The organism is Dendronalium phyllosphericum CENA369 (assembly GCF_016056275.1).
Lineage (GTDB): Bacteria > Cyanobacteriota > Cyanobacteriia > Cyanobacteriales > Nostocaceae > Dendronalium > Dendronalium phyllosphericum.
The window spans coordinates 55,215-76,579 of sequence record NZ_JAECZA010000016.1 but is presented as its reverse complement, the minus strand read 5'-3'; the positions used below and the strand labels follow the sequence as shown (position 1 = coordinate 76,579).

Annotated in this window: 17 protein-coding genes; 6 read left to right on the top strand and 11 right to left on the bottom strand. The window is 43.4% G+C overall.

What is annotated here, in order from left to right; translation table 11 throughout:
• From I8752_RS06685 to I8752_RS06675, 3 genes are all read right to left on the bottom strand, one after another.
• On the bottom strand, positions 1–2,974 hold a 2,974-nt coding region (locus tag I8752_RS06685), incomplete at its 3' end, for a tetratricopeptide repeat protein (protein WP_214431524.1).
• A gap of 91 nt (positions 2,975–3,065) precedes the next feature.
• Positions 3,066–3,392, bottom strand: coding sequence for a hypothetical protein (locus I8752_RS06680; RefSeq protein ID WP_214431523.1), 327 nt, complete (start codon positions 3,390–3,392; stop codon positions 3,066–3,068).
• Between the two features lie 154 nt (positions 3,393–3,546).
• Complete coding sequence (locus I8752_RS06675; protein ID WP_214431522.1) at positions 3,547–4,245, bottom strand: YdcF family protein; 699 nt, start codon at positions 4,243–4,245, stop codon at positions 3,547–3,549.
• Positions 4,246–4,576: 331 nt separating this feature from the next.
• Here I8752_RS06675 and ctpB point away from each other — a divergent pair, with 331 nt between their 5' ends.
• Positions 4,577–5,914 (top strand): carboxyl-terminal processing protease CtpB, encoded by a 1,338-nt coding sequence (gene ctpB / locus I8752_RS06670; RefSeq protein ID WP_214431521.1) that lies wholly within the window; start codon positions 4,577–4,579, stop codon positions 5,912–5,914.
• A 121-nt stretch (positions 5,915–6,035) separates the two neighbouring features.
• Positions 6,036–7,031: a glycosyltransferase gene (locus tag I8752_RS06665; RefSeq protein ID WP_214431520.1), complete on the top strand. Its 996-nt coding sequence runs from the start codon at positions 6,036–6,038 to the stop codon at positions 7,029–7,031.
• 224 nt (positions 7,032–7,255) lie between these two features.
• On the opposite strand, the gene grxD is transcribed toward I8752_RS06665, so the two are convergent.
• From grxD to I8752_RS06650, 3 genes are all read right to left on the bottom strand, one after another.
• Complete coding sequence (grxD, locus tag I8752_RS06660) at positions 7,256–7,579, bottom strand: Grx4 family monothiol glutaredoxin (RefSeq protein WP_214431519.1); 324 nt, start codon at positions 7,577–7,579, stop codon at positions 7,256–7,258.
• A 109-nt stretch (positions 7,580–7,688) separates the two neighbouring features.
• The gene (locus I8752_RS06655; RefSeq protein WP_214431518.1) at positions 7,689–7,946 is read right to left on the bottom strand and encodes a BolA family protein; all 258 of its coding nucleotides are present in this window, start codon (positions 7,944–7,946) and stop codon (positions 7,689–7,691) included.
• 119 nt (positions 7,947–8,065) lie between these two features.
• Entirely contained in the window at positions 8,066–8,671 is a 606-nt protein-coding gene (locus I8752_RS06650) for a hypothetical protein (RefSeq protein WP_214431517.1), read from the bottom strand.
• A gap of 169 nt (positions 8,672–8,840) precedes the next feature.
• Between I8752_RS06650 and I8752_RS06645 the strand changes: the two genes are divergently transcribed.
• Positions 8,841–10,943, top strand: a complete 2,103-nt coding sequence (locus I8752_RS06645) for a S8 family serine peptidase (RefSeq protein ID WP_214431516.1) — start codon at positions 8,841–8,843, stop codon at positions 10,941–10,943.
• A 104-nt stretch (positions 10,944–11,047) separates the two neighbouring features.
• On the opposite strand, the gene I8752_RS06640 is transcribed toward I8752_RS06645, so the two are convergent.
• The 4 genes from I8752_RS06640 to I8752_RS06625 all read right to left on the bottom strand — a co-directional run bounded on the left by I8752_RS06640 (position 11,048) and on the right by I8752_RS06625 (position 13,623).
• Positions 11,048–11,815: a lysophospholipid acyltransferase family protein gene (locus I8752_RS06640; protein ID WP_214431515.1), complete on the bottom strand. Its 768-nt coding sequence runs from the start codon at positions 11,813–11,815 to the stop codon at positions 11,048–11,050.
• A 112-nt stretch (positions 11,816–11,927) separates the two neighbouring features.
• The gene (gene tadA, locus I8752_RS06635) at positions 11,928–12,413 is read right to left on the bottom strand and encodes a tRNA adenosine(34) deaminase TadA (protein ID WP_214431514.1); all 486 of its coding nucleotides are present in this window, start codon (positions 12,411–12,413) and stop codon (positions 11,928–11,930) included.
• Positions 12,414–12,678: 265 nt separating this feature from the next.
• Positions 12,679–12,993: a glutaredoxin 3 gene (gene grxC / locus I8752_RS06630; protein WP_214431513.1), complete on the bottom strand. Its 315-nt coding sequence runs from the start codon at positions 12,991–12,993 to the stop codon at positions 12,679–12,681.
• A gap of 57 nt (positions 12,994–13,050) precedes the next feature.
• The gene (locus tag I8752_RS06625; RefSeq protein ID WP_214431512.1) at positions 13,051–13,623 is read right to left on the bottom strand and encodes a DUF981 family protein; all 573 of its coding nucleotides are present in this window, start codon (positions 13,621–13,623) and stop codon (positions 13,051–13,053) included.
• A 257-nt stretch (positions 13,624–13,880) separates the two neighbouring features.
• On the opposite strand from I8752_RS06625, the gene glpX reads away from it, so the two are divergent.
• From glpX to I8752_RS06610, 3 genes are all read left to right on the top strand, one after another.
• The gene (glpX, locus tag I8752_RS06620) at positions 13,881–14,921 is read left to right on the top strand and encodes a class II fructose-bisphosphatase (protein ID WP_214431511.1); all 1,041 of its coding nucleotides are present in this window, start codon (positions 13,881–13,883) and stop codon (positions 14,919–14,921) included.
• A 132-nt stretch (positions 14,922–15,053) separates the two neighbouring features.
• Positions 15,054–16,340 carry a glutamyl-tRNA reductase gene (locus tag I8752_RS06615; RefSeq protein ID WP_214431510.1) on the top strand — a complete coding sequence of 429 codons (1,287 nt, stop codon included), beginning with the start codon at positions 15,054–15,056 and terminating at the stop codon, positions 16,338–16,340.
• 761 nt (positions 16,341–17,101) lie between these two features.
• On the top strand, positions 17,102–18,877 hold the full coding sequence (locus tag I8752_RS06610) for a WD40 repeat domain-containing protein (protein ID WP_214431509.1): 1,776 nt from the start codon (positions 17,102–17,104) through the stop codon (positions 18,875–18,877).
• A 298-nt stretch (positions 18,878–19,175) separates the two neighbouring features.
• On the opposite strand, the gene I8752_RS06605 is transcribed toward I8752_RS06610, so the two are convergent.
• Positions 19,176–21,218 carry a chromosome segregation ATPase gene (locus I8752_RS06605; protein ID WP_214431508.1) on the bottom strand — a complete coding sequence of 681 codons (2,043 nt, stop codon included), beginning with the start codon at positions 21,216–21,218 and terminating at the stop codon, positions 19,176–19,178.
• Between the last annotated feature and the right edge of the window lie 147 nt (positions 21,219–21,365).

Genomic DNA, 21,365 nt, shown 5'->3' with positions numbered 1-21,365 from the left:
TATTGGCTTTGACCAATCCCAAGTTGTTCAACGTCGTCGCCGTCATTTGGACATCGCCGATTTTTTTAGTGATGGCAAGGGATTGTTCATATAGGGCGATCGCTTCTTCTATTTTTCCTCTATTGGCTTTGACCAATCCCAAGTTGTTCAACGTCGTCGCCGTCATTTGGACATCACCGATTTGTTCACTGATGGCAAGGGATTGTTGAAAAAGGGCGATCGCTTCTTCTATTTCTCCCCTATTGACTTTGAGTCTCCCCAATTCGTGCAACGTCGTCGCCTTGGTTTTGACATCGTCAATTTGTTCACTGATGGCAAGGGATTGTTCATATAGGGCGATCGCTTCTTCTATTTCTCCTCTATTAGCTTTGATTAATCCCAAGTTGTTCAACGTCTGCGCCTGACCTTGGACATAACCGATTTGTTCAGTGATTGCAAGGGATTGTTGAAAAAGAGCGATCGCATCTTCTATTTTTCCTCTATGAGTTTTTAGCAGTCCTAAGTTGTTAATAATTGCTGCTTTTTCTTGTTCGTCTTCTGCTGGACAGCTATCTAGGGCTTTTTGATAATGCTCTTGAGCTTTACCGACTTCACCCAGTTGTTGTTCAGAGCAAGCTAACTCATGTAACACGAAGTAATTTTCAGCAAGTTCTAGAGTTGATTTGCACAGTTGAACAGCTTCCCGAAATCGGCTTTGATTTCTCCAAAACCTTGCCAACATTGCCAATTCTAAAGCAATCTTGTTTACCTTCCCTAGCAACGCTAGCCGATGAATTTCCAAGATTTGTGGCTCTGGGGTTTCGACCTCCTCCCACCACAGGCGATACAATACATCAGCCGCTTGCTTATACAAAACTTCCGCATCTTCCACTAACTGCACAGGCAAAATGCGCGGTACTCGTAAAGCCTCATCATGGCTCACTTCCAACAGTCCCAACGCAACTGCCCGACTAATATAATGTGACAAATTGGGGATAGTGTCACATACTGCGGCTAAAGCTTCCCTCGGTACTGGTAACTCAAACACCAAACCCCGTGACAACATCTCCCGCATAATTGTATCCATTTGTTCCAGCAGCGCTTCTGCCAAAACTTGCTCTCGCAACTCCACCGGATCTGCTGCTAACCGATTCAGAATTGCCGCTACATCAACTGTTGTATTTTGCAGAATCTTATCCAACCATTCCAGCAACCGAGGATTCCCATCCGCCAACTTCTGCGCTTGCGACTTTAACGCCTCATCCACCTGAGATTTGGCACTAAAGGCTGTGAGGCGATTAAACTTTTTTTGTAAATCTGCACCTTGCAGTGCATCTAACGGCTGCTTGTAGAAATACTGCAACTGGCTAAATTCAAAATCGTAACGGCAGGTAATAATGATGCGGTGGGAAGTAGAGACGTTACATGTAACGTCTCTACAAGCCCAAACTAAAGCTTTCAAGACCTCTGCTGCTTCTGATTGCAACACATAACCCTCATTGCGAGGTTCCAAATTCACTTCAAAGTCATCCAGCACCAACAAAAACGGTTTTGCACCCTCATGCAACTGCTGAAAAACTCGCCTCAGCCGAAATCTCAATTCTTCATCATAATTTTGTAAGCTTTTGCGTTGTTCGTTGTCATCCAACTTTTCTGTCAAACGACTCACTAAACTACCTTCATCGATTCTTCCCACCCAGACAACACGTTCAAAATTCGGCAGTCTGTCGCACAGCCTAGCTGCTAAACTACTTTTACCCAAACCACCCATCCCATGAATCAACACCCCAACTTCATCACTTGGTTGACTCAGTACCCTTAAACAACTTTGCAATTGACGGCGACGACCAACAAAACTTTCCCGCGTCGGGACTTTCACCTTACCCGCAGGATCTAAAAACTGAGTAGAAACAGAAGGCGATGGTGCTGGTTTCCGTCCGCGAGTCCGCAAAGGTGTGACTAATGAACTTGGTAAATCGCCAGCTGCATACAGCCGCAACAAATGCCAATCCCGCGCTTTGTTCTTAATTAATGCTTGGTAAGTACTAGCAACAGCCTCAGCGATCTGCTTTCCAGCAGACAATTCCTGATACAGTGCAGCAGCTGCGGCAGTTGCATCCGGATCTAAAACTTTTTGACCCCAACCCAAAACCGCTTTTGCACCCGATTCCAGCAATGCTTCCGCCATTGACGGCACAGAACCGGAATTGCCAGCTTGTCCAGTGCGACAACCAGAGAGGAAAATGAGTTTCGGCAGTCGAAATTGTAATTCTTGGGCGATATCAAAAGCACTGGCATAGTCAGCTTCACCTGTTGGCGTTTCTGTAATAAAGCAGGGTTGCCCATCTTGGAAAGTAGCATGACCCGTCAGGTGTAAAACATCAAAATAATTACTGTCGTAACTATCAACTAAATAACCCAACTCTGATAAACAGCCGCTTTCTTCCACTGTCAAAGCTAAAGGTTGCCGCTTCGTTGCTTCTAAAATCCGTGCTTCCTCTCCCTCAAAATCCAGCACAGGTTCAACATTCAGAGGCGAAGTCGCCATAAACAAAACTTGCAGCGCCCGGTTTTCAGGTTCCCCGTCAATAGTTAATTTTTTTACCGCGCTATCCGACACCCAGCGCACCGGGACAACAGCCGGGACTCGCTCAACCAAAAAGCTAACGCCATCGTGCAGCACTTCCCAAGGGAGATGGGCGAGTTTTTCTGTTGCTGCAATAGCCAAAACAATTCCCTCACGCCGATGCTTATCTAACAAGGATTGTAGAGTGCGATCGCTCCCATCCAACCAGTCATACAATCGCCGTCCAGTTACCGCGTAATCCTCTGGTAAATCTGTAACGTAATAATCTCGTTCCGCCAACTTAATCAAATCAGCGATTTCTCTTATAGGAAGCGATCGCCTTTCATACTGATTTGGATTATCAATAAAGTAACGTAGCTCTACGTAATCACCATTAACTATTTTGAGGTCGAGGTGGAGCGTCTGCACGTTCTGAATCCTGAGACTTCAGTATTTACCTCAAGTCTATCACCCGTGATTCCGAAAACAGGATTAGGAGACGCGATGAATCGCGTCTCTACTACGATTCTAAAATTTGGCGAATTTCTTCTAAGGTTGCATCCTTTAAAAGGAGTCGTCTGCCATTACGCCCAACAATCAACACCTTTTCAATTCTTTTACCAGACTGTTTAGCTTGATACTCTTGATACCACTTGCGGATTTGTTCGGCAATAGCGATCGCTCCTCCAACAATACCAATGATGGTAGCAACTGTGGCTGTTACTCCCTCTCTTTCGGCTGCATCCGAACTCTCTCTATAGTTACCCGATATCCCAGGAATTTCTAAAAGCGCCTCTGTTGCAGCAATTGCATCTTCACCCTCAATCGCCAGCTGAATTTCTGCCATAGTTTCCCTGCGAGTATATCTATAATAATTCACGTTTATTTTCCACAATACCCGACAGCGATCGCGTTTCTCAGCTATTAACGATTCACGATCAACACCTGTAAAATCCCATCTCCCCCATCTCCCTCATCTCCCTCATCTCCCCCATCTCTCATCATCTCCCCAACCCTCCTTGGCGTTCGCACTTAAAACCTACATTCTGCCAAGCTTGCATATTTACATCAGCAAGTCTTGTTACATGCGAACATTGTGGTTGAATAAATTGACTTAAACCAGCCCAAAACAAGCTGCGCGTTATATCCAGCCCAGTTTTCAGCCGAGATTCGCGATTGCCAGGAACGCCCCACTCCTCGACAATATCTACGTCTACCCAAATGCCATGAGCGCCCAAAAGAATCTGTCCCATCCATTTGGCTCGTGGCAAGTGAGTTTGTGAAGTAATTAACTTTACCTTATGTACTCCCCAACGCCGCAGGATTGGAATCCCGTAGTAAAAATTATCAAAGGTAGAATTAGCACAGTTTTCTAACCAAACATTTTCTATTTCTGCTGCTTCCCGCTGAAAAATTAGCCAGATACAAGGATCTTGAGAACCATGAGAAATTAAAATTGGTATTTTGGGATGTTGTTTTGCTTGTTGGGCAACGTAAACTTCTCGACTAATACTGCCACCAAGTACAAAAAAGGCATCTACTGGCTGGGAAAAAGCAAAAACTAGGGCTATAGTAGTGCAAATCAGCCAAATGCCTAAGATTGTGCATAAACCACAACCTACTTTTTGTAGCAATTGCCACTGTTTACGAAAGTTTCTACTGTTGGGAATTGATGAAGTTTTGGTAAATTTATGTCTCATGACATGGTAGGAAAGGCTTGCTGAAATTATGTCGAAAAGACCTGCTATTAAGTCAGTGAAATGCTATCTTATAAAAATAATATTGGGTGCAAAGAAGACACTGGCAAAAGTGTCACATTATCGTTACAGTAAGTTCATAGTGACATATTAGACTGCCAAAAACAGTCAGTTGCAGCAATAATTATTAATAAATTACTGCAAAATTTAAAAATAATTAAAAGGGGAAAAAATGAGGTAAATGTAGCTCAAATATAAGTATAAAAACTGAAAAATCTCTTAAAAGCCCGATCGCTTAAACTGTCAACAATACAAATTAACCCAGCTGATATACATGAACCAATCTGCGAAACGTTATTCGCCGCTCCAAATAGCCTTGATTGGTGGAGCGATCGCCACGACCGCCACCGTGTCTGTATTTGGTCCTGCTTGGACTCGCTGCGTTCGTGCCGCCCTACAAGATAGCCCGAAAGCCCTAGTTGACCAAGTCTGGCAAGTGGTAAATCGTGAATATGTTGACGGTAGTTTTAATCAACAAGATTGGCAAGCAACTCGGCGAAGCCTGTTAAATAAAAATTATTCTTCTAACGAAGAAGCTTATGTAGCTATTCGTGAAGCTTTACAAAAGTTGGGCGACCCTTACACTCGGTTCATGGACCCCAACCAATATCAAGCCCTGACTAGCCAAACATCTGGGGAAGTCTCCGGAATTGGCGTTCGCATGGAAGTCAACGAAAAAACTAAGCGTCTCACTGTTGTCGAAGCCATAGAAAACTCTCCAGCATTAAAAGCTGGTATCAAAGCAGGCGATGAAATTTTGGCAATTGATGGTAAATCCACTCTGGCAATGAAAGTGGATGATGCCTCCAAACTGATTCGCGGCAAAGCAGGTACTCCCATATCTTTGCAACTATCAAGGATGGGGCAAAATGCTTTTAATGTGAAACTTACACGGGCAACTATTGAAGTCCCAACAGTACGTTATACCCTCAGACAAGAAGGAAATCGGCGCGTCGGTTATATTCGCTTGCGCGAGTTTAGTGCCCATGCAGCTGACCAAATGCACCGAGCCATCCGCGATTTGAGCGTCAAAAAAGCCGATGCTTTTGTACTAGATTTGCGTGGGAATCCTGGCGGTTTGTTGCAGGCGAGTATTGAAATTGCCCGGATGTGGATGGATGATGGCGGAATTGTCCGTACTGTGAACCGTCAGGGAGACAGTGAAGAGACTAAAGCGAATCACACTGCTTTGACAAAACTGCCGTTAGCAATATTAGTGGATGGAAATTCAGCCAGTGCTAGCGAAATTCTCACAGGAGCCTTAAAGGATAATAAGCGGGCAGTAGTTATTGGCGGTCAAACATTTGGTAAAGCTCTAGTACAGTCAGTTCACGAACTGTCAGACGGATCGGGTTTAGCAGTCACCATTGCCCACTACTTCACCCCCGCCGGCACAGACATTAACCATAAGGGTATTACTCCAAATATCAAAATAGATTTGACAGATGCCCAAGAGCGGCAGTTGGCAAGCAACCCAAATCTAGTAGGAACTAAAAGCGATCCGCAGTATGCCCGTGCGATCGCAGCTCTATCGAGTAATAACTTTGCTCAGTATCCAGTAAATCAATCCAGCCAATCCATGAGCGTTCGCGCTAATGACTTGAAATATTAAATTGACGCTAATATCTGCCATTAATTTATTACCAGGTGTTCGTGTATCAGTGTTAAAAAGGATGAAGGCTAAAAGATGAAATTTTATACTTCATTATTTATACTTCATCCTTAACACTTCTATGAATTATCAGCCAGTTAATACAACCACCGCTACCAATTTCTTGCCAATGGTATCGGTGGTTGTTCCTATTTACAACGGTGAAACAGACTTAGCAGAATTAATTAGTTGTCTTTTGTCTCAAACTTATCCAAAAGACCGAGTAGAGTACTTGCTTGTAGATAATAACAGTAGCGATCGCACTCTCGCTCTTCTCAAAAAAACTGCCGAAAATTCCCCAATTACAATTCGTCCTTTGAGCGAAAATCAAATTCAAAGTTCCTACGCTGCTCGTAATACTGGTATTCGCGCTGCTGCTAGTGAAATTATCGCTTTTACCGATGCTGATTGCCGTCCGCAACCACAATGGCTAACTTCATTAATCCAGCCTTTTGTCCAGCCAGATGTGGTAATTGTCGCTGGTGAAATTATGGCACTACCGGGCAACAGTTTACTAGAACAATACGCAAATAGCCAAGAAACTCTATCGCAAAAGCATACTCTGGCCCATTCCTTTTGTGCCTACGGTCAAACTGCTAATTTAGCAATTCGTCGCATCGCCTTAGAAAAAGCAGGTTTATTTCGTCCTCATCTCACAACTGGCGGCGATGCAGACATTTGCTGGCGGATTCTGCGGCAAAGCATCGGGCGCTTGGAATTTGCCCCAGAAGCCATTGTCCAGCACCGCCACCGCACCACATTTAAAGAATTAGCAAGTCAATGGCGGCGTTATGGGCGCTCAAATCGCTATTTACATGAATTGCACAATATAGAATTGATGCGAGAAATTACCCTCGCTGAATGCGGCTATCGCTTAGGACGTTGGTTATTCAAAGAAGTCCCAAAAAATAGTTTAAAGGCGATCGCAGGTAAAGCCACCCTTGTAGATTTATTAAATACTCCCATTAGTTTGTTCGCTGCCAGAGCGCGTTACGCTGGGCAGCGCGACGCTAAATTGCCAGAAAAAGCTCAGATAATCGAGCGGCTGACTGCAACAGAGAACCACATCGACAAGTGAGATTTACTCAATAAACCATCATTGCATCTATAGGAATCCGAAAGGTTTAGAGCAACTGGGTTTTTACTCAGCACTTTGCCTCAAACAGGCTTGAGATAACACCATGAAAAAGCCCTTGAAGATAGGAAAATATTATTATCTTCCTAATTTTCAAGGGTAATAAAAACGGAATTTTTCAAGCACTAATTCCGCAATGTAGTCTCTGCTTTGCTGCTAAAAAGACATTAAGAAGCTAGTGCAACTTCTACCAATTGCTGCAATTCACCTTTTTGGTATAGTTCAATCAAGACATCCGAACCGCCAATAAATTCACCATCAATATACACTTGGGGAATTGTTGGCCAGTTGGAATATTCTTTAATGCCCTGACGAATTTCGGAGTCTGCAAGAACGTCATACGTCTCGAAGGGAACTCCCAAAGTGTTGAGAATCTGCACAACGTTATTGGAGAAACCACATTGAGGCATCAACTTGTTGCCCTTCATGAAAACAAAAATCTTGTTTTGTTGTACCAAGTTATCAATTTTTTCTTTGAGTTCTGGTGTCATAGTCTTTTTGGTTCCTATTCTGCATTTAAGATTGAGAAATGGAGGTGTAAAGTTAGTAGTTAAAAGTGAGGAATTATAACATTAAATCCCTAATTCCTAACTTTTACCTTTAGGAAGGAGTTGTTGCTTGCCATGCTTCGGGAGTATAGGTTTTTACAGCCAAGGCATGAATCGCTTCGGTTGACATAGCTTGCTGCAACGCACCATAAACTAACTGGTGTTGTTGCACCAGTCTTTTACCTGCAAACTGCGATGACACTACTGTCACCTGATAATGGTCACCGCCACCAGTCAAGTCCTGCACCTGAACTTGGGCATCTGGCAGTCCCGCTACGATCATTGCCTCAACCTGCTGCGGACTAATCATCGCAATTCCTGAAAAAACTTACCTTTCTATTATTAACAAATATAGAGCAGACAACTTTGTTTAAGGAATTGGAAGAATGTGGAAAAGCGGGATACAGGGACAGAAACAATGACAACTACTTATTTTTGCGATGACGAAGACGTACCACTTCCTTGTCTGGGATAGGGAGAATCAACAAAACCCAGCTCAAATAACTGTTGATAGGCTTTCTTGCCTAAATCTCGTGTCGGATTTTGACTTTTGATAATTTGAACTAACAACGGTACGGCTAACTCTGGCTGATTTTGTGCCCGATGCACCAGTGCTAGCTGATAAGTAGCTTCATCTCGCTTTTGAGCGGTTAATAAAGCTTTTTGACGCTGGGAATCAGACACTCTGTTGTCAATGCCCGAAAAGCTAGCGTTTAACTCTTGATAAAAATTAGATAGCTGATTATAGACTTGACGCGCTTCTTGAAGTTTCTTGGCAGCTAGGGCGTAGTCTTGAGCAGAAACGGCTCGATCTGCTTCTTTCATTAAGCGATCGCCCCCCGCAAGGCTCAAAATACTGTTATTTTGGGATGTAGGCTGGAGGTTATTCGGATTATTGGGGTCAATAGGTTGTGGTTGGTTAGTAGTACCTGGTAGCAATGGTACTTGAGCATTAACAGATGATAGCAGGCTAAGAACTGCTATGAGTGATAAGGAAGTGTAGCGAATTAAGGAACCGGCGGCAGCAAAGTTCATGGGGTAAATTAGTGCGACAAATATATAGAAAAGGCAAGGAAACTTCGGGTATCTTAACTCTGTTTTTGTCTTTAATAAAACAAAGCTACCTACTTAAGTTTCTGTGATTTAGACTGAAAATCGGTTGAATTGAGTTCCCCTTGCCCTGCATACTAACTAAATCGCCCCTATGAACGATCGCGTTAATTCCTCTGATTTTACAACCACAGGTGTACCAGCAAGCAGCTTGGGAGTAGTTTTACAACGCGGTGGTGAAGAATTGATTTTAGAAAAAGTTTTAGACCGTTTCACCATCCGCCCTACTACCGATTTTCCTCCGCAACAATTATCTCAGGTTACTTGGGGCATTTGGCAGCAGAGTATTCCTCAAGCCAAACTAGAACTCTTCACGGTTGCACCCAATCAGTTAGAGTCGGCGATGGCTAAAGCACGCGCTGACCGAAATGTTGCTTTTGCCAGTCACGTTTACGCAATCAAAGCTAATCCTGGGACTTTCGTTTACCTGAATGACCAAATTACGATTCAATTTGTCTCTGAGGTAGACACTGCTACGATTAATGCCATATCAGCTGCATTCAACTTAGTTCAAGAAAAACCCGTTCTTGGGATTCCTAATGCTTTTGTGTTCCTAGTTAGCAAACAAGCAACCGAAAATCCCATCAAAATTACTAACCAGTTACAAGGACTCAAAGAAGTATTAGCTGCCGAGCCGAATATCCTCATCCAAACTCAGTCACATTACAAACCCCGCGATCCTCTCTATCCCCAGCAATGGTATCTCAACCATAACGGCGGCAACCAATTAGTAGTAGGTTCCCATATCTCTGTGGAGAAAGCTTGGGATATTACTCGCGGTCTGCGTTCTGTGGTTGTAGCAGTGGTAGATGATTCCTTTGATTTGAACCATCCAGATTTTCAAGGGAGCGGCAAAGTTGTTGCTCCCAGAGACTTCAAACAAAAAGACTTCTTACCCTTACCTGATGACAACGAAACTAGTCACGGCACAGCTTGTGCGGGGCTAGCTGTGGCGGAAGAAAATGGTACGGGAATTGTCGGAGTTGCTCCTGGTTGTGCGTTGATGCCCATTCGCAGTACTGGGTTTTTGGATGATGAATCAATTGAGGAAATCTTCAACTGGGCTATAGAAAAGGGAGCGAGTGTGATTTCTTGTAGTTGGGGAGCTTCAGCTGTTTATTTCCCTTTATCTTTGCGGCAGAAAGCTGTTATTACCCGCGCCGCCACCAAAGGACGCAATGGGAAAGGGTGTGTAATTGTATTTGCGGCAGGTAATGCCAACCGTCCGGTTAACGGTACTATTAATGAGCAGAATTGGCCGGAAAACATCTTAAAAGGAAATGTCGATTGGTTAAGTGGTTTTTCGGTACATCCAGATGTAATGGCGATCGCAGCTTCTACTAGTTTGAATAAAAAAGCTGCTTACAGTAATTGGGGAACCAGTATTTCAGTTTGTGCCCCTAGTAACAATGCCCCACCAGGAATGTCATTTCAAGATAAAGGTTATATTTTTACACAACCTGCGATTGCTACTTCTCTAACCGGACTCGGAATGTTGACTACCGACCAATTGGGAAGTGCAGGCTACGACCCAGGTAACTTTACTGGCAACTTCGGCGGTACTTCCAGCGCCACACCTGTAGTTGCAGGCGTAGCAGCACTAGTTTTATCAGCAAATCCCGATTTAACAGCCCAACAAGTCAAACGTATTTTGCAAGAAACGGCTGATAAGATTGTGGATTCTGACCCCGACCCCCAACTGAGTTTGCGCGCAGGTACTTACGATGGTGACGGACATTCTCAGTGGTTTGGTTATGGCAAAGTCAATGCCGCAAGGGCAGTGCAAGCAGCACAGCAACAACGGGGAGTAACATCAACTGCCACCAAACAAGTAACAGGAAACAATAACAGCCAAGTAGCGATTCCAGATAACGATTTACAGGGGATAAAAAGTGCGATCGCCATTTCTGAATCTGGTGTAGTTAAAGATATTCAGATAACAGCAAATATCACTCACGATTATCTGGGCGATTTGGAAATTTATTTAATAGCCCCGACCAATCAACAGGTATTATTACAAAATCGTACTCTCGGTCGCGGTACTAAATTGCAAATGACTTACACAGTGCGATCGCACCCAATTCTCAAGCAGTTGTTATCAATCTCAGCTCAAGGGCGCTGGCAGTTGTGGATAATTGATTACGCCGTGCAAGATGTGGGGAGATTAAATAACTGGGAATTAACTTTGGGTATTTAGTGAGTGCTGAGTGCTGAGTGCTGAGTGCTGAGTTAGGAAACAGGTAATCATTTTGTTTATCTCCCTTGTCTCCTCTATCAACTGACAACTGACAACTGACAAAATTAGCTATTAGTAATTTCCGCAAATGCGTGAGTCCTAACTGCTGATTCTTGATTACTTAATTGTTTCAGCACCTTAGCTAAATCTTCTGTGAGGCGTTTGGCATTTTGTTTAACACTGCCATTTGTGTAATCTGCCACATTGATTGCATTTCCAATGTGAATATCAACGTCTGTGCCCCAGTTAGGATAAGGCTGGCTGTAATTGATGCCGATGGGCACTATTTTAACTCCCAATCCTGGTTGACTAAATTCAGCACTCAAAGACAGACGAGCAATTCCTGGCTTTAATGGGTGAACTTCGCCATCACGAAAGATATTACCTTCTGGAAAAATTACTAGAGTTTTTCCTTGTTGAAGTAATTTAACTCCATGCCGCAGGGTGGTAATTGACGGGTGTTTAGAATTTACAGGAAAACCTCCTAAACGGCGAACAAACCAGCCTTGCAGTCCTTGGCATTCATCAATAGTCACCATGAAACGCAAATCTTTACCGATCGCGCAAGTAGTAGCAGTATATGGTACTAGTAATGCATCCCAACGCGCTCTGTGAGTAGGAGCCAGAATTAGAGGGCCTGTAGAAGGGATATTTTTTTGTCCGGTAATTCTAATTTGTCCAAAGAAGAATGGTAAAAGGAGATGACGACCTAATAAATACGCCGGAGGGCTTAACCATGGAGAAACCCGCGATGTCGTATCAGCGACCTGATAATTTACTTGGGTAGGTGCTGGTGTTTCCTGGCAAGTATGGTCGGAAGAGTAAAATTGCATGATGATGGTAGCTGCTGGATGTCCGGAATAATAATAAAATGTTTATTAGTTACACCGTAGATTTTCTTTCATAAGTTGTGTCATAGGTATTGGACAGTTTCGCCTCTGTCTGTTACTTTTTCTGATGCCGCCGAGTAGCAAACCAAGTTTGCAACTGCTGACGACAGGCTGATTCTAAAATACCTCCAATAACACGCAGACGGTGATTAGAAGCAGCGCTATCAGGAATGTTGGTCACAGTACGAATCGCTCCAGTTTTTGTATCATCAGCTCCATATACCAGCATTCCTACACGGGACTGTACGATCGCACCCGCACACATCGGACAAGGTTCTAAAGTTACGTATAAGGTGCATTGATTCAGATGCCAATTGTGTAAAGTTTGAGCAGCTGACCTAATGGCAAGAATTTCCGCGTGTGCTGTGGGGTCTTTGTCGCGTTCTTTTCTGTTTTCACCTTCTGCAATCAAATTTCCACTTGCATCGATCATAACAGCACCTACGGGAACTTCACCTGCATCACCGGCAGCTTGTGCCAATTCCAGAGCGTGGCTCATCCATTGTTTATGTATAAGATATTCTGGATATTCTATTGACATATTTGATCGCTACTTATACTAATGTTAGATTTTATATTTGGGATTGAAAGTGTTTACTCTAAACTCATTCCAGGAATTTAAAATAATAATATCTTTTCAATTTTGTATTAGCAATTCTAAATTTAAGCTAGCCGTAAATTAACTTGGAATAAGCAATAGCCCACAGACTAAAAGTCTAGGGCTAAAAAATTTAATATTTGTTTTTAACTAATCCGATTTCACCCAATCGGTAGGGTTCTCACCAACACCACTACTAATTGGAATTCTAAGCAGTTACTTGCGATAACAGCGGATCGAGTTGAGCTTTTGTATCTAGTTGATAAAGGTCATCACAACCGCCAATGTGTTGATTATTGATAAAAATCTGCGGTACTGTACGGCGACCATTAGCGCGTTCTGCCATTTTCGCTCTGGCTGCTTCGTCACCATCGATTTTATACTCAGTGAAGTTTACACCTTTCCACCACAGTAACATCTTGGCACGGATGCAGAAAGGACAAGTTTGCCAAGTGTAGATTTCAACGTTGGCTTTGACGCGTTCTGGATGGCGACCGAGAAGAGGGTTAAGGAAGTCCAACATATTTTAATCTATGGATTTTTGTGAATTATCTCTAGCCTAGATCGTTTCTGGTATGAATTACCGCATTGGGGCTGGAACCCACTTCTGGAAACTTTCTAGATGATTCCAGTAAGCTAGATAACCAGTAAATGCCCAAATTAAGGCAGCAACTATCAACACGATTGCACCAATTAAACGCCAAGTACGGTTAGTTTTCCAATAAAGAGTTGGTGCGGCACAAATACCAGCCAATCCAGTGAGAATAAAGCCAATTCCTGACAGCAAAGGCTGTTGTGTCATATTCAGGTTAATAATGCGTATTCCCACCACAATCGCCACTAAACCCGCAAAGAAAGCATAAATTGCTACTGTCAACAGTTCCCAGCCTACAGCAAGCGCGATCGCCGCGGCGATAAACAGGATTCCGAATAAAACGGTTGTTTCACCAAAAGCGATGTTAAAGCTACCACGAATTGGCCAAGTGAAGATCGTATGCAAACCTGTTGTTAAGGCGATCGCCCCCGTAATTCCAAATCCCGGAATCCACTGTTTTTGATAAGGCTTATCTAAGCCCCGATATACATAATCAGCCAGTATAAATAACCCAGCTACCATATTAATCAACATTAATGTGATGTAGTCGATAAACATGATTTACCTCTTGTTGTTTCTGGGTTTATCTAAGGCGATCGCATTTTCTCTGTAAGTTTCTCAAAATGTATGAAAATTACAGTAATACAATAGTATTAGTAAAATCAGTCACAATCGCATTAATTTGTTAGCAGCAAAACTTAACACAGCAACCTCTAGAGACTATATTCCCACGGGTGTACGCCCTTCTGGTAGACTTAAAGACTGAAATAGCCAGATAAAACGACGCAAAGTCAAGCAGTTGAGAGGGCGACTCTGTGGAAAATACACTTGGGTTAGAGATTATTGAGGTAGTAGAGCAAGCCGCGATCGCATCCGCAAAGTGGATGGGTAAAGGCGAAAAAAACACCGCAGACCAAGTAGCAGTGGAAGCTATGCGGGAGCGGATGAATAAAATTTACATGCGCGGTCGCATTGTGATTGGCGAAGGCGAACGCGATGATGCCCCTATGCTGTACATCGGCGAAGAAGTCGGTATCTGTACCCAACCAGATGCCAAAGACTTCTGTAACCCTGATGAATTAATTGAAATTGACATTGCCGTTGACCCTTGCGAAGGTACAAACTTGGTTGCATACGGGCAACCTGGTTCTATGGCTGTTTTGGCAATTTCCGAAAAAGGTGGATTATTTGCTGCACCTGACTTCTACATGAAGAAGTTAGCAGCACCACCAGCAGCCAAGGGCAAGGTAGACATCAATAAATCAGCCACAGAAAACCTGAAGATTCTTGCTGAGGCTCTAGACCGTGGTATTGACGAACTTGTAGTAGTTGTCATGAAGCGCGATCGCCACAACGATTTAATCAAAGAAATCCGCCAAGCAGGGGCAAGAGTGCAACTGATTTCGGATGGTGATGTGGGTGCTGCTATATCCTGTGGTTTTGCTGGTACTAATATTCACGCGTTAATGGGTATTGGTGCAGCCCCAGAAGGTGTAATATCCGCAGCAGCGATGCGTGCTTTGGGTGGACACTTCCAAGGTCAATTGATCTACGATCCAGAAGTAGTGAAAACAGGTTTGATTGGTGAAAGTAAAGAAGCTAACCTCGAACGTCTGAAGTCGATGAACATCACCGACCCCGATAAGGTCTATGATGCTCATGAACTGGCATCTGGTAACACAGTTCTGTTTGCAGCTAGCGGTATTACCAGTGGTAATCTCATGCAAGGTGTACGCTTCTTCAACGGCGGCGCAAGAACTCAAAGCTTGGTTATTTCCAGCCAATCAAAAACTGCTCGTTTTGTGGATACCATTCATATGTTTGAGCAGCCCAAAATCGTGCAATTGCATTCGTAATTAGCGACTGGGGACTGGGGATAAATCAATTAAAAATTAAAAATTAAAAATTAAAAATTTTTAATTCTTTCTGCCCAATCTCCAATCCCCAGTACCCAATCCCCAGTACCCATTACCAATTACCGATAAGAAATGAATATTGCAGTGGTGGGGTTAAGCCATAAAACAGCCCCAGTTGAAATCCGGGAAAAGCTCAGTATTCCAGAACCACAGACTGAAAACGCGATCGCTCATCTGGGTAGCTATCCCCATATTGACGAAGTGGCAATAGTTAGCACCTGTAATCGCCTGGAAATTTACATCGTCACCAGCGAAACAGAATATGGTATCCGCGAAGTAACGCAGTTTCTTGCAGAATACAGTAAACTGCCCGTGCATTCTTTACGACAACACCTATTTATGTTGCTGCATGATGATGCCGTTATGCATATCATGCGCGTGGCTGCTGGCTTAGATAGTCTCGTATTGGGCGAAGGTCAAATTCTTGCTCAAGTAAAGACTACTCACAAACTAGGACAGCAATACAACGGTATAAAAACGATTTTGAATCGATTATTTAAACAAGCAATTACAGCTGGGAAGCGAGTTCGCACGGAAACCAGCATTGGTACGGGTGCTGTTTCTATTAGTTCGGCAGCTGTGGAGTTGGCGCAGATTAAAGTAGCCAATTTAGCTGCTTGCCGCGTATTGATTTTAGGTGCTGGCAAAATGTCGCGGTTGCTGGTACAACACTTAATTTCTAAAGGTGCTGCACAAATTAGTATTGTAAATCGCTCTCGCGATCGCGCTCAAGAACTAGCAAAACAATTTCCCGAACAGCCGATCCACATTCATCCACTTTCGGAAATGATGAGAGTAATTACCGAAAGCGATATAGTCTTTACCAGCACTTCTGCAACTGAGCCGATACTCGACCGCGCTAAGTTAGAAATAGCTTTAGAGCCGAATCGCCCTCTGATGTTATTTGATATTTCCGTGCCGCGTAACGTTCATGCAGACGTAAACGAACTAGCAAACGTGCAAGCGTTTAACGTAGATGATTTGAAGGCAGTAGTGGCGCAAAACTACGAAAGCCGCCGCAAGATGGCCCAAGAAGCTGAGAGACTTTTAGAAGAAGAAGTGGAAGCTTTTGATGTTTGGTGGCGCAGTCTAGAAACTGTCTCCACTATTAGCTGTTTGCGGAATAAAATCGAAAACATCCGCGAACAAGAATTAGAAAAAGCTTTGTCGCGCCTAGGTTCAGAATTTGGCGAAAAACATCAAGAAGTGATTGAAGCTTTAACAAGAGGAATAGTTAATAAAATTTTACACGACCCGATGGTGCAATTGCGATCGCAGCAGGATGTTGATGCTAGGCGGCGATGTATGCAAACCTTACAAATATTGTTTAACTTAGATGCAAGCGAGCAATATAGTTAAGGAACTTCTAAATAAAAAGCTTACTCTGTTAGTTGTCAACAACTAACAGAGTAAGTCAATAATTTAATGCAGATGCTGTTATGAGTGTGGCTAGCCGATTGAGCCGCCCTCTCAACAGCATAAATTTTATTTATGTATAGCTGGGGACTGGGGACTGGGGACTGGGTGAAAAGTCTTTTTGTGTCTAGGTTTGATCGTCTGTTGATGTCCTAACACTACTGGCGACGGCTATATATAAAATCCTTAATCAGACACTCTTATATCAAGTTCGGTTAATTAGTTATAATTCCCGAATCTATGCAGAAAGCCTGAAAACCCCTCCCCTCTGTACCTTTGCACGCCAGTTGCTTCAAGTCGGCAGAGCCGCCCAACGCACTGGCTCCCCTCTGCCCCCCTGCGGTCTTAATAATAAGTCTTTAACCGAACACGATATTACATCCCTACAACTGTATTTCTTGAGAGAAGAAGCGTCACCCACAGGATAATTCGCTGATAGAACTGTTTCTAGGGAAACAGTATCTTCTTCTCTAGGTTAGTTAGAATTGACTGACATCATTTAATTCTCTATACCTCAATCACATGATTCAATAAACTGTTTGAATGCTATATAGTTGAATGCTGGCAACAAATACAGTTTTTTAAATGTGTTCTATTAGACTGCGATTATCACTGAATTTTTAATTAACTATAGGTTATAAACTTGAGTAATTACGTTGGTATAGCTTACCGTAGGTATGCAAGATTGTGCCGCTGGAATGCAGATGGATTGGATTAGCTTACTCAAAGCTCAACAAGCTGACTTCCTTCAACGTGTAAAAAAACCTAAGACTTACGATCTCTCTTTGCTGGAAAGTCAAGTTAAAGGTTGTCACAGTGAAATTATGGGATTTTGGGGCGAGCCTTTGGCTAGAATTCTTGATTTTTCTCGCCAGCAAGCCGAAATACTCGCTAAAAATCCGCCGCCAATACCGCCTGAATATCCAGAACCTCCTGACTGGGTAATTCCCTTTCCCAAATATTTCCAGCAGCAAGCAGAAGATTATCTGTTGCGAGAACAAATTGTTGAACGAGTCATGGCTGAACGTCTCGGCAAGTTGGTGAGAAAGTTGCCACAAGACACGTTGCAAAATATTGTTTTAGATGACGAAGGCAATTTGCGAGGCGAAAGCAAATTTACTTATTTACTAGCAGATAATCCAAAAGTCAGTATTCAAGTTTATGTAGCAGATGGAGAAAGTTTTAACGGTATTAAAAAAGATAAAGTTAGATGGTCAATAGCTCAAGAAGATTTGAGAAATCATCAAGTATTAATTTTTCTCTGTTTGTTTTATCCATCTAATGGCAAGCTAGGATACGAAAAACATGCAGTAATTACAGGATTTCTCCCAACTAATCAAATTGAATCGAGCGAGGCAAAACTGTATGTCAACCCAAGTAACTTATTGTATGCAGGGGGATTGAGTTGGTATTTAGAATCATTTAGTACTAAAAAAATTGCTAAAAAAGATGTATTGCCATTAGTTGATGAGAAAATGATGGCAGAGACAATTCAAACTTTGCCACCAGAGCATCCCCGTAAAGAAATAATTGGTGATTGGGAATGCTGGCAAACTTTAAAAGGACACACTAAAGGAATTAATTGCCTTGCTTTTAGTTCCAGGTATCAGAATGGTAAAACCTCGCCCATATTGGCAAGTGGCAGTCGTGGAGAAACGAAGCTATGGGATTTAACCAAGGGTGAACTAATCGATACATTGTCGGAATATCCTTGGATAGTCTCTGGGCTAGTAGATGAAGTGAATTCTCTAGCTTTTAGTGCAGACGGACAGACTCTAGTAACTGTTGGCGCAGATTCAACAATTAAGATTTGGCACGTAGGCGCACTAGACTTGATAGATATCCTGCACAAGCATAACGGTATGGTGCGTTGCGTTGCTTTCACCCCAGATGGACGGACGATCGCAACTGGGGGAGATGATAGAAAAATTCTGTTCTGGGATTTAATGCGCCGTCAGGTAGCGATCGCTCTTTCCTTGGATGATACAGCTGCTCATTCCTTAGTTTTAAGTCGAAATGGTCAAACTTTGGTCACAGGTAGTTACCGCAAAATCAAAGTTTGGCATAATCCTCTTCAGACAAAGACTAAAAATTTAAAGGATGCTCAACCACTACACACCCTCATGGGTCATTCTCACATTGTTAGTTCTTTGGCGATGAGTGCAGATGGTCAACTGCTAGTTAGTGGTAGCTGGGATTGCACAATTAAAATTTGGTATTTGGAAACGGGAAGATTAATCCGCACTCTCAAAGGACATGCAGATCGAGTATATGCGATCGCCCTCAGTCCAGACGAGCAAGTTATCGCCAGTGCCAGCGGCGACCGAACTATTAAGCTATGGCATTTAGAGACAGGAGAACTGCTAGCCACTTTTACAGGTCATAGCAACATAGTCACAGCATTAGCTTTCACAGCTTCAGGCGAGATGTTGGTGAGCGGCAGTTTAGATAAAACGATTAAAATTTGGCAGAGGAGTTAAGATTTCCAGGCAGTCCAAGGAAAAAACCTTCATCGCCAATAGATACAGCGTTTTTCAGATGAACAGGGTGTAGGGGATAGGGTGTGGGGTGTAGGGAAATTAAGCCACCCACAAGGGGCGAGGCTTTAAACCTTACTTCGGGGCTAGTTCTTCCCCTACACCCAACACCCCACACCCTACACCCGCCCCGAAGGGGCTTGGAGTAAATGAAGTAGGGGCGAACAGCCGTTCGCCCTGACAATTATCTCCACAAAATAAATTGCTTTTTTGTAAGAGATTGATTGAGACAGATTAACAATTACAGCCCATTAATAGTAGTTGAGGGCTGAGATGGTTGAATATCAGGCTGAGGTGGAGGTGGAGGCTGAGGATTGAGAAATTGTTGCCAAGTCTTAATTTGCTCTCGTGCCGTACTGTAAACAGCACTAGCGCGGGGAATCAACCTTGCAGTCTCAATGGCTCTAGCAATATCAGATTCGCCTTGAGAGCGTGCGATGTCAAATAACTGCTGACTCCATTGGTCGATAGCCACATTCACATCTAAGCGCAAAACACTACTGTTTGATACCTTATCTGCAAGCCGTATCGCTTCTGCTAAAGCATCTGGCGTGCCGGCAACTGCTACTTCTCGTGCTTTCTTCCAGTTTTCTCTAGCCTGGATTTGCCCGTCCCAGTCATTTATTGCTGCTTGTGCTTCACTAGAAAGCGATCGCCCAGAAGATGCAATTGCTTGAGCTGTATTAATAGCAGCGGGTAAATCTCCACTTTGAGCTAGTTCTCTGGCTCGATCCAAATACGGTTGGTCTTGAATTCGCTCAACCTTAGCTGTCCAAAGGCGAATTCTTTTACGTGCTTCTGGATACAACGCCCGACCTCGACGGATTTGACTAGCCTCAGCGATCGCAGCTTGTAAAGAGTTGATATCGTCTAGCAATGCAATTTGTTCGGCACGGTCTAAGTACGGTTGGTCTTCGATAGTTTGCACTTGGCCCAGCCAACGACCCGCCTCTTGCCTAGCTTCTGAGCCGCGAGGGTTATTCACGGGGACAAGCTGTGCTTCGGCGATCGCTGCTGTTAAATCGTTAATTGTCCCTTGACTAGCCAGCGTTCGCGCTTTGTCTAAACGCGCTACATCTTCAATTTCCAACTGCCAACGAGCAATTAACTGTTGTGCTTTGTCATAAACTGGTCTAGAGGGATCGATTTGTTGTGCTTGGGAGATTGCTGCTTGTAAACCATCAATACTACCCGTCCACGCACTCCTTTGAGCATCAGCTATCGCGATAAAGTCTTCAACTTCCCCTTGCAGGCGGGTATTATCTGGAATTTGCCTGGCAATATCTAAGGCTGTATCTGCATCCCGTTGGTCTAACTTTGCCTGTGCTAACTCCAGCATCTTGTGTCCAAACGCGGGGATTAGCTCTTGAGCTTTTTGATAAAGGTAACTGTCTTGCTCAATGCCCTCAGCTATTTTGATTGCTTCGAGTAAATTATCTACTACTTTACTGTCTGCTAAACCTTGAGCTTTTGCCAATTTTTCGCCATCTTCTTTAGCTGAGGCAATGATGCGATTTAACTGGTCGTATTTGGTACTTGCCCAGTATTTATTGTCTACGCGCAGCAATTTCGACGATAACATAAATGCTGATTGCGAGTTTCCTCGGGCCAATTCGTCTTCTGCCTTGCGGTAGATGTCATCTGCCTTAGACCAAATTGATTGCCACTGGGAAATTTGAGCGTCTACTAATTTATAAGCCGCGAGGTCTTCGGGTATCTTACGAGCAGTAGCGATCGCTTCATCTAAATTCCCTGCTTGGAAACTTCGATCGGCTAGCTGCAAGATATCCTTTGACCATTCTTCGATAAAACGATTGATTTCTCCCCGCAGTGGGTGATCTTGTGGCAGTTCTTTGACTAAGGCGATCGCTTGCAGTAAGTCATTCACATCCTGCTTGGAGGCTGCCAACTGAGCGCAATGCAACCGCACCGAAGCACTAGCCAAGGGCCAAAAAATTGATGGACAATTTGGCGCAGCTGGCAATTTCAGCAGCATTGCCATTGCCAAGAAACCTACACTGCCAGGAATTAAAGCTAATAATGCTGACCACAATACCCAACTTTTTGTCCAGCCTGGCAGTTTCCGAGAAATTTTGCTGGGTAAATTAGTGTCTGCGGAATTTTTCTTTTTTCGCTGCTTCACTGACTTAGAGGTAGAACCAGTAGCTGGGACACCAAATGCTTGAGGTTCCCCTAATTGGGGCGTTCGGGACGATCCTTCCATTTGATCTGGCTCTCCTGCTTTGGTTGGCGACCAACCGTCTGGAATATCCCGCTGTGTCATCTCTCACACCAAAATAATTGAATAGCGATCTGTTCTAGAATGATAATTCCGTTTTTGTTATAGTAACTTTCTCGTCATTAAAAAGCTACTTTTTACATTATCTTTCTCCCAAAATACCATTAATTACTTAAAAAAATAGTGTTGTTT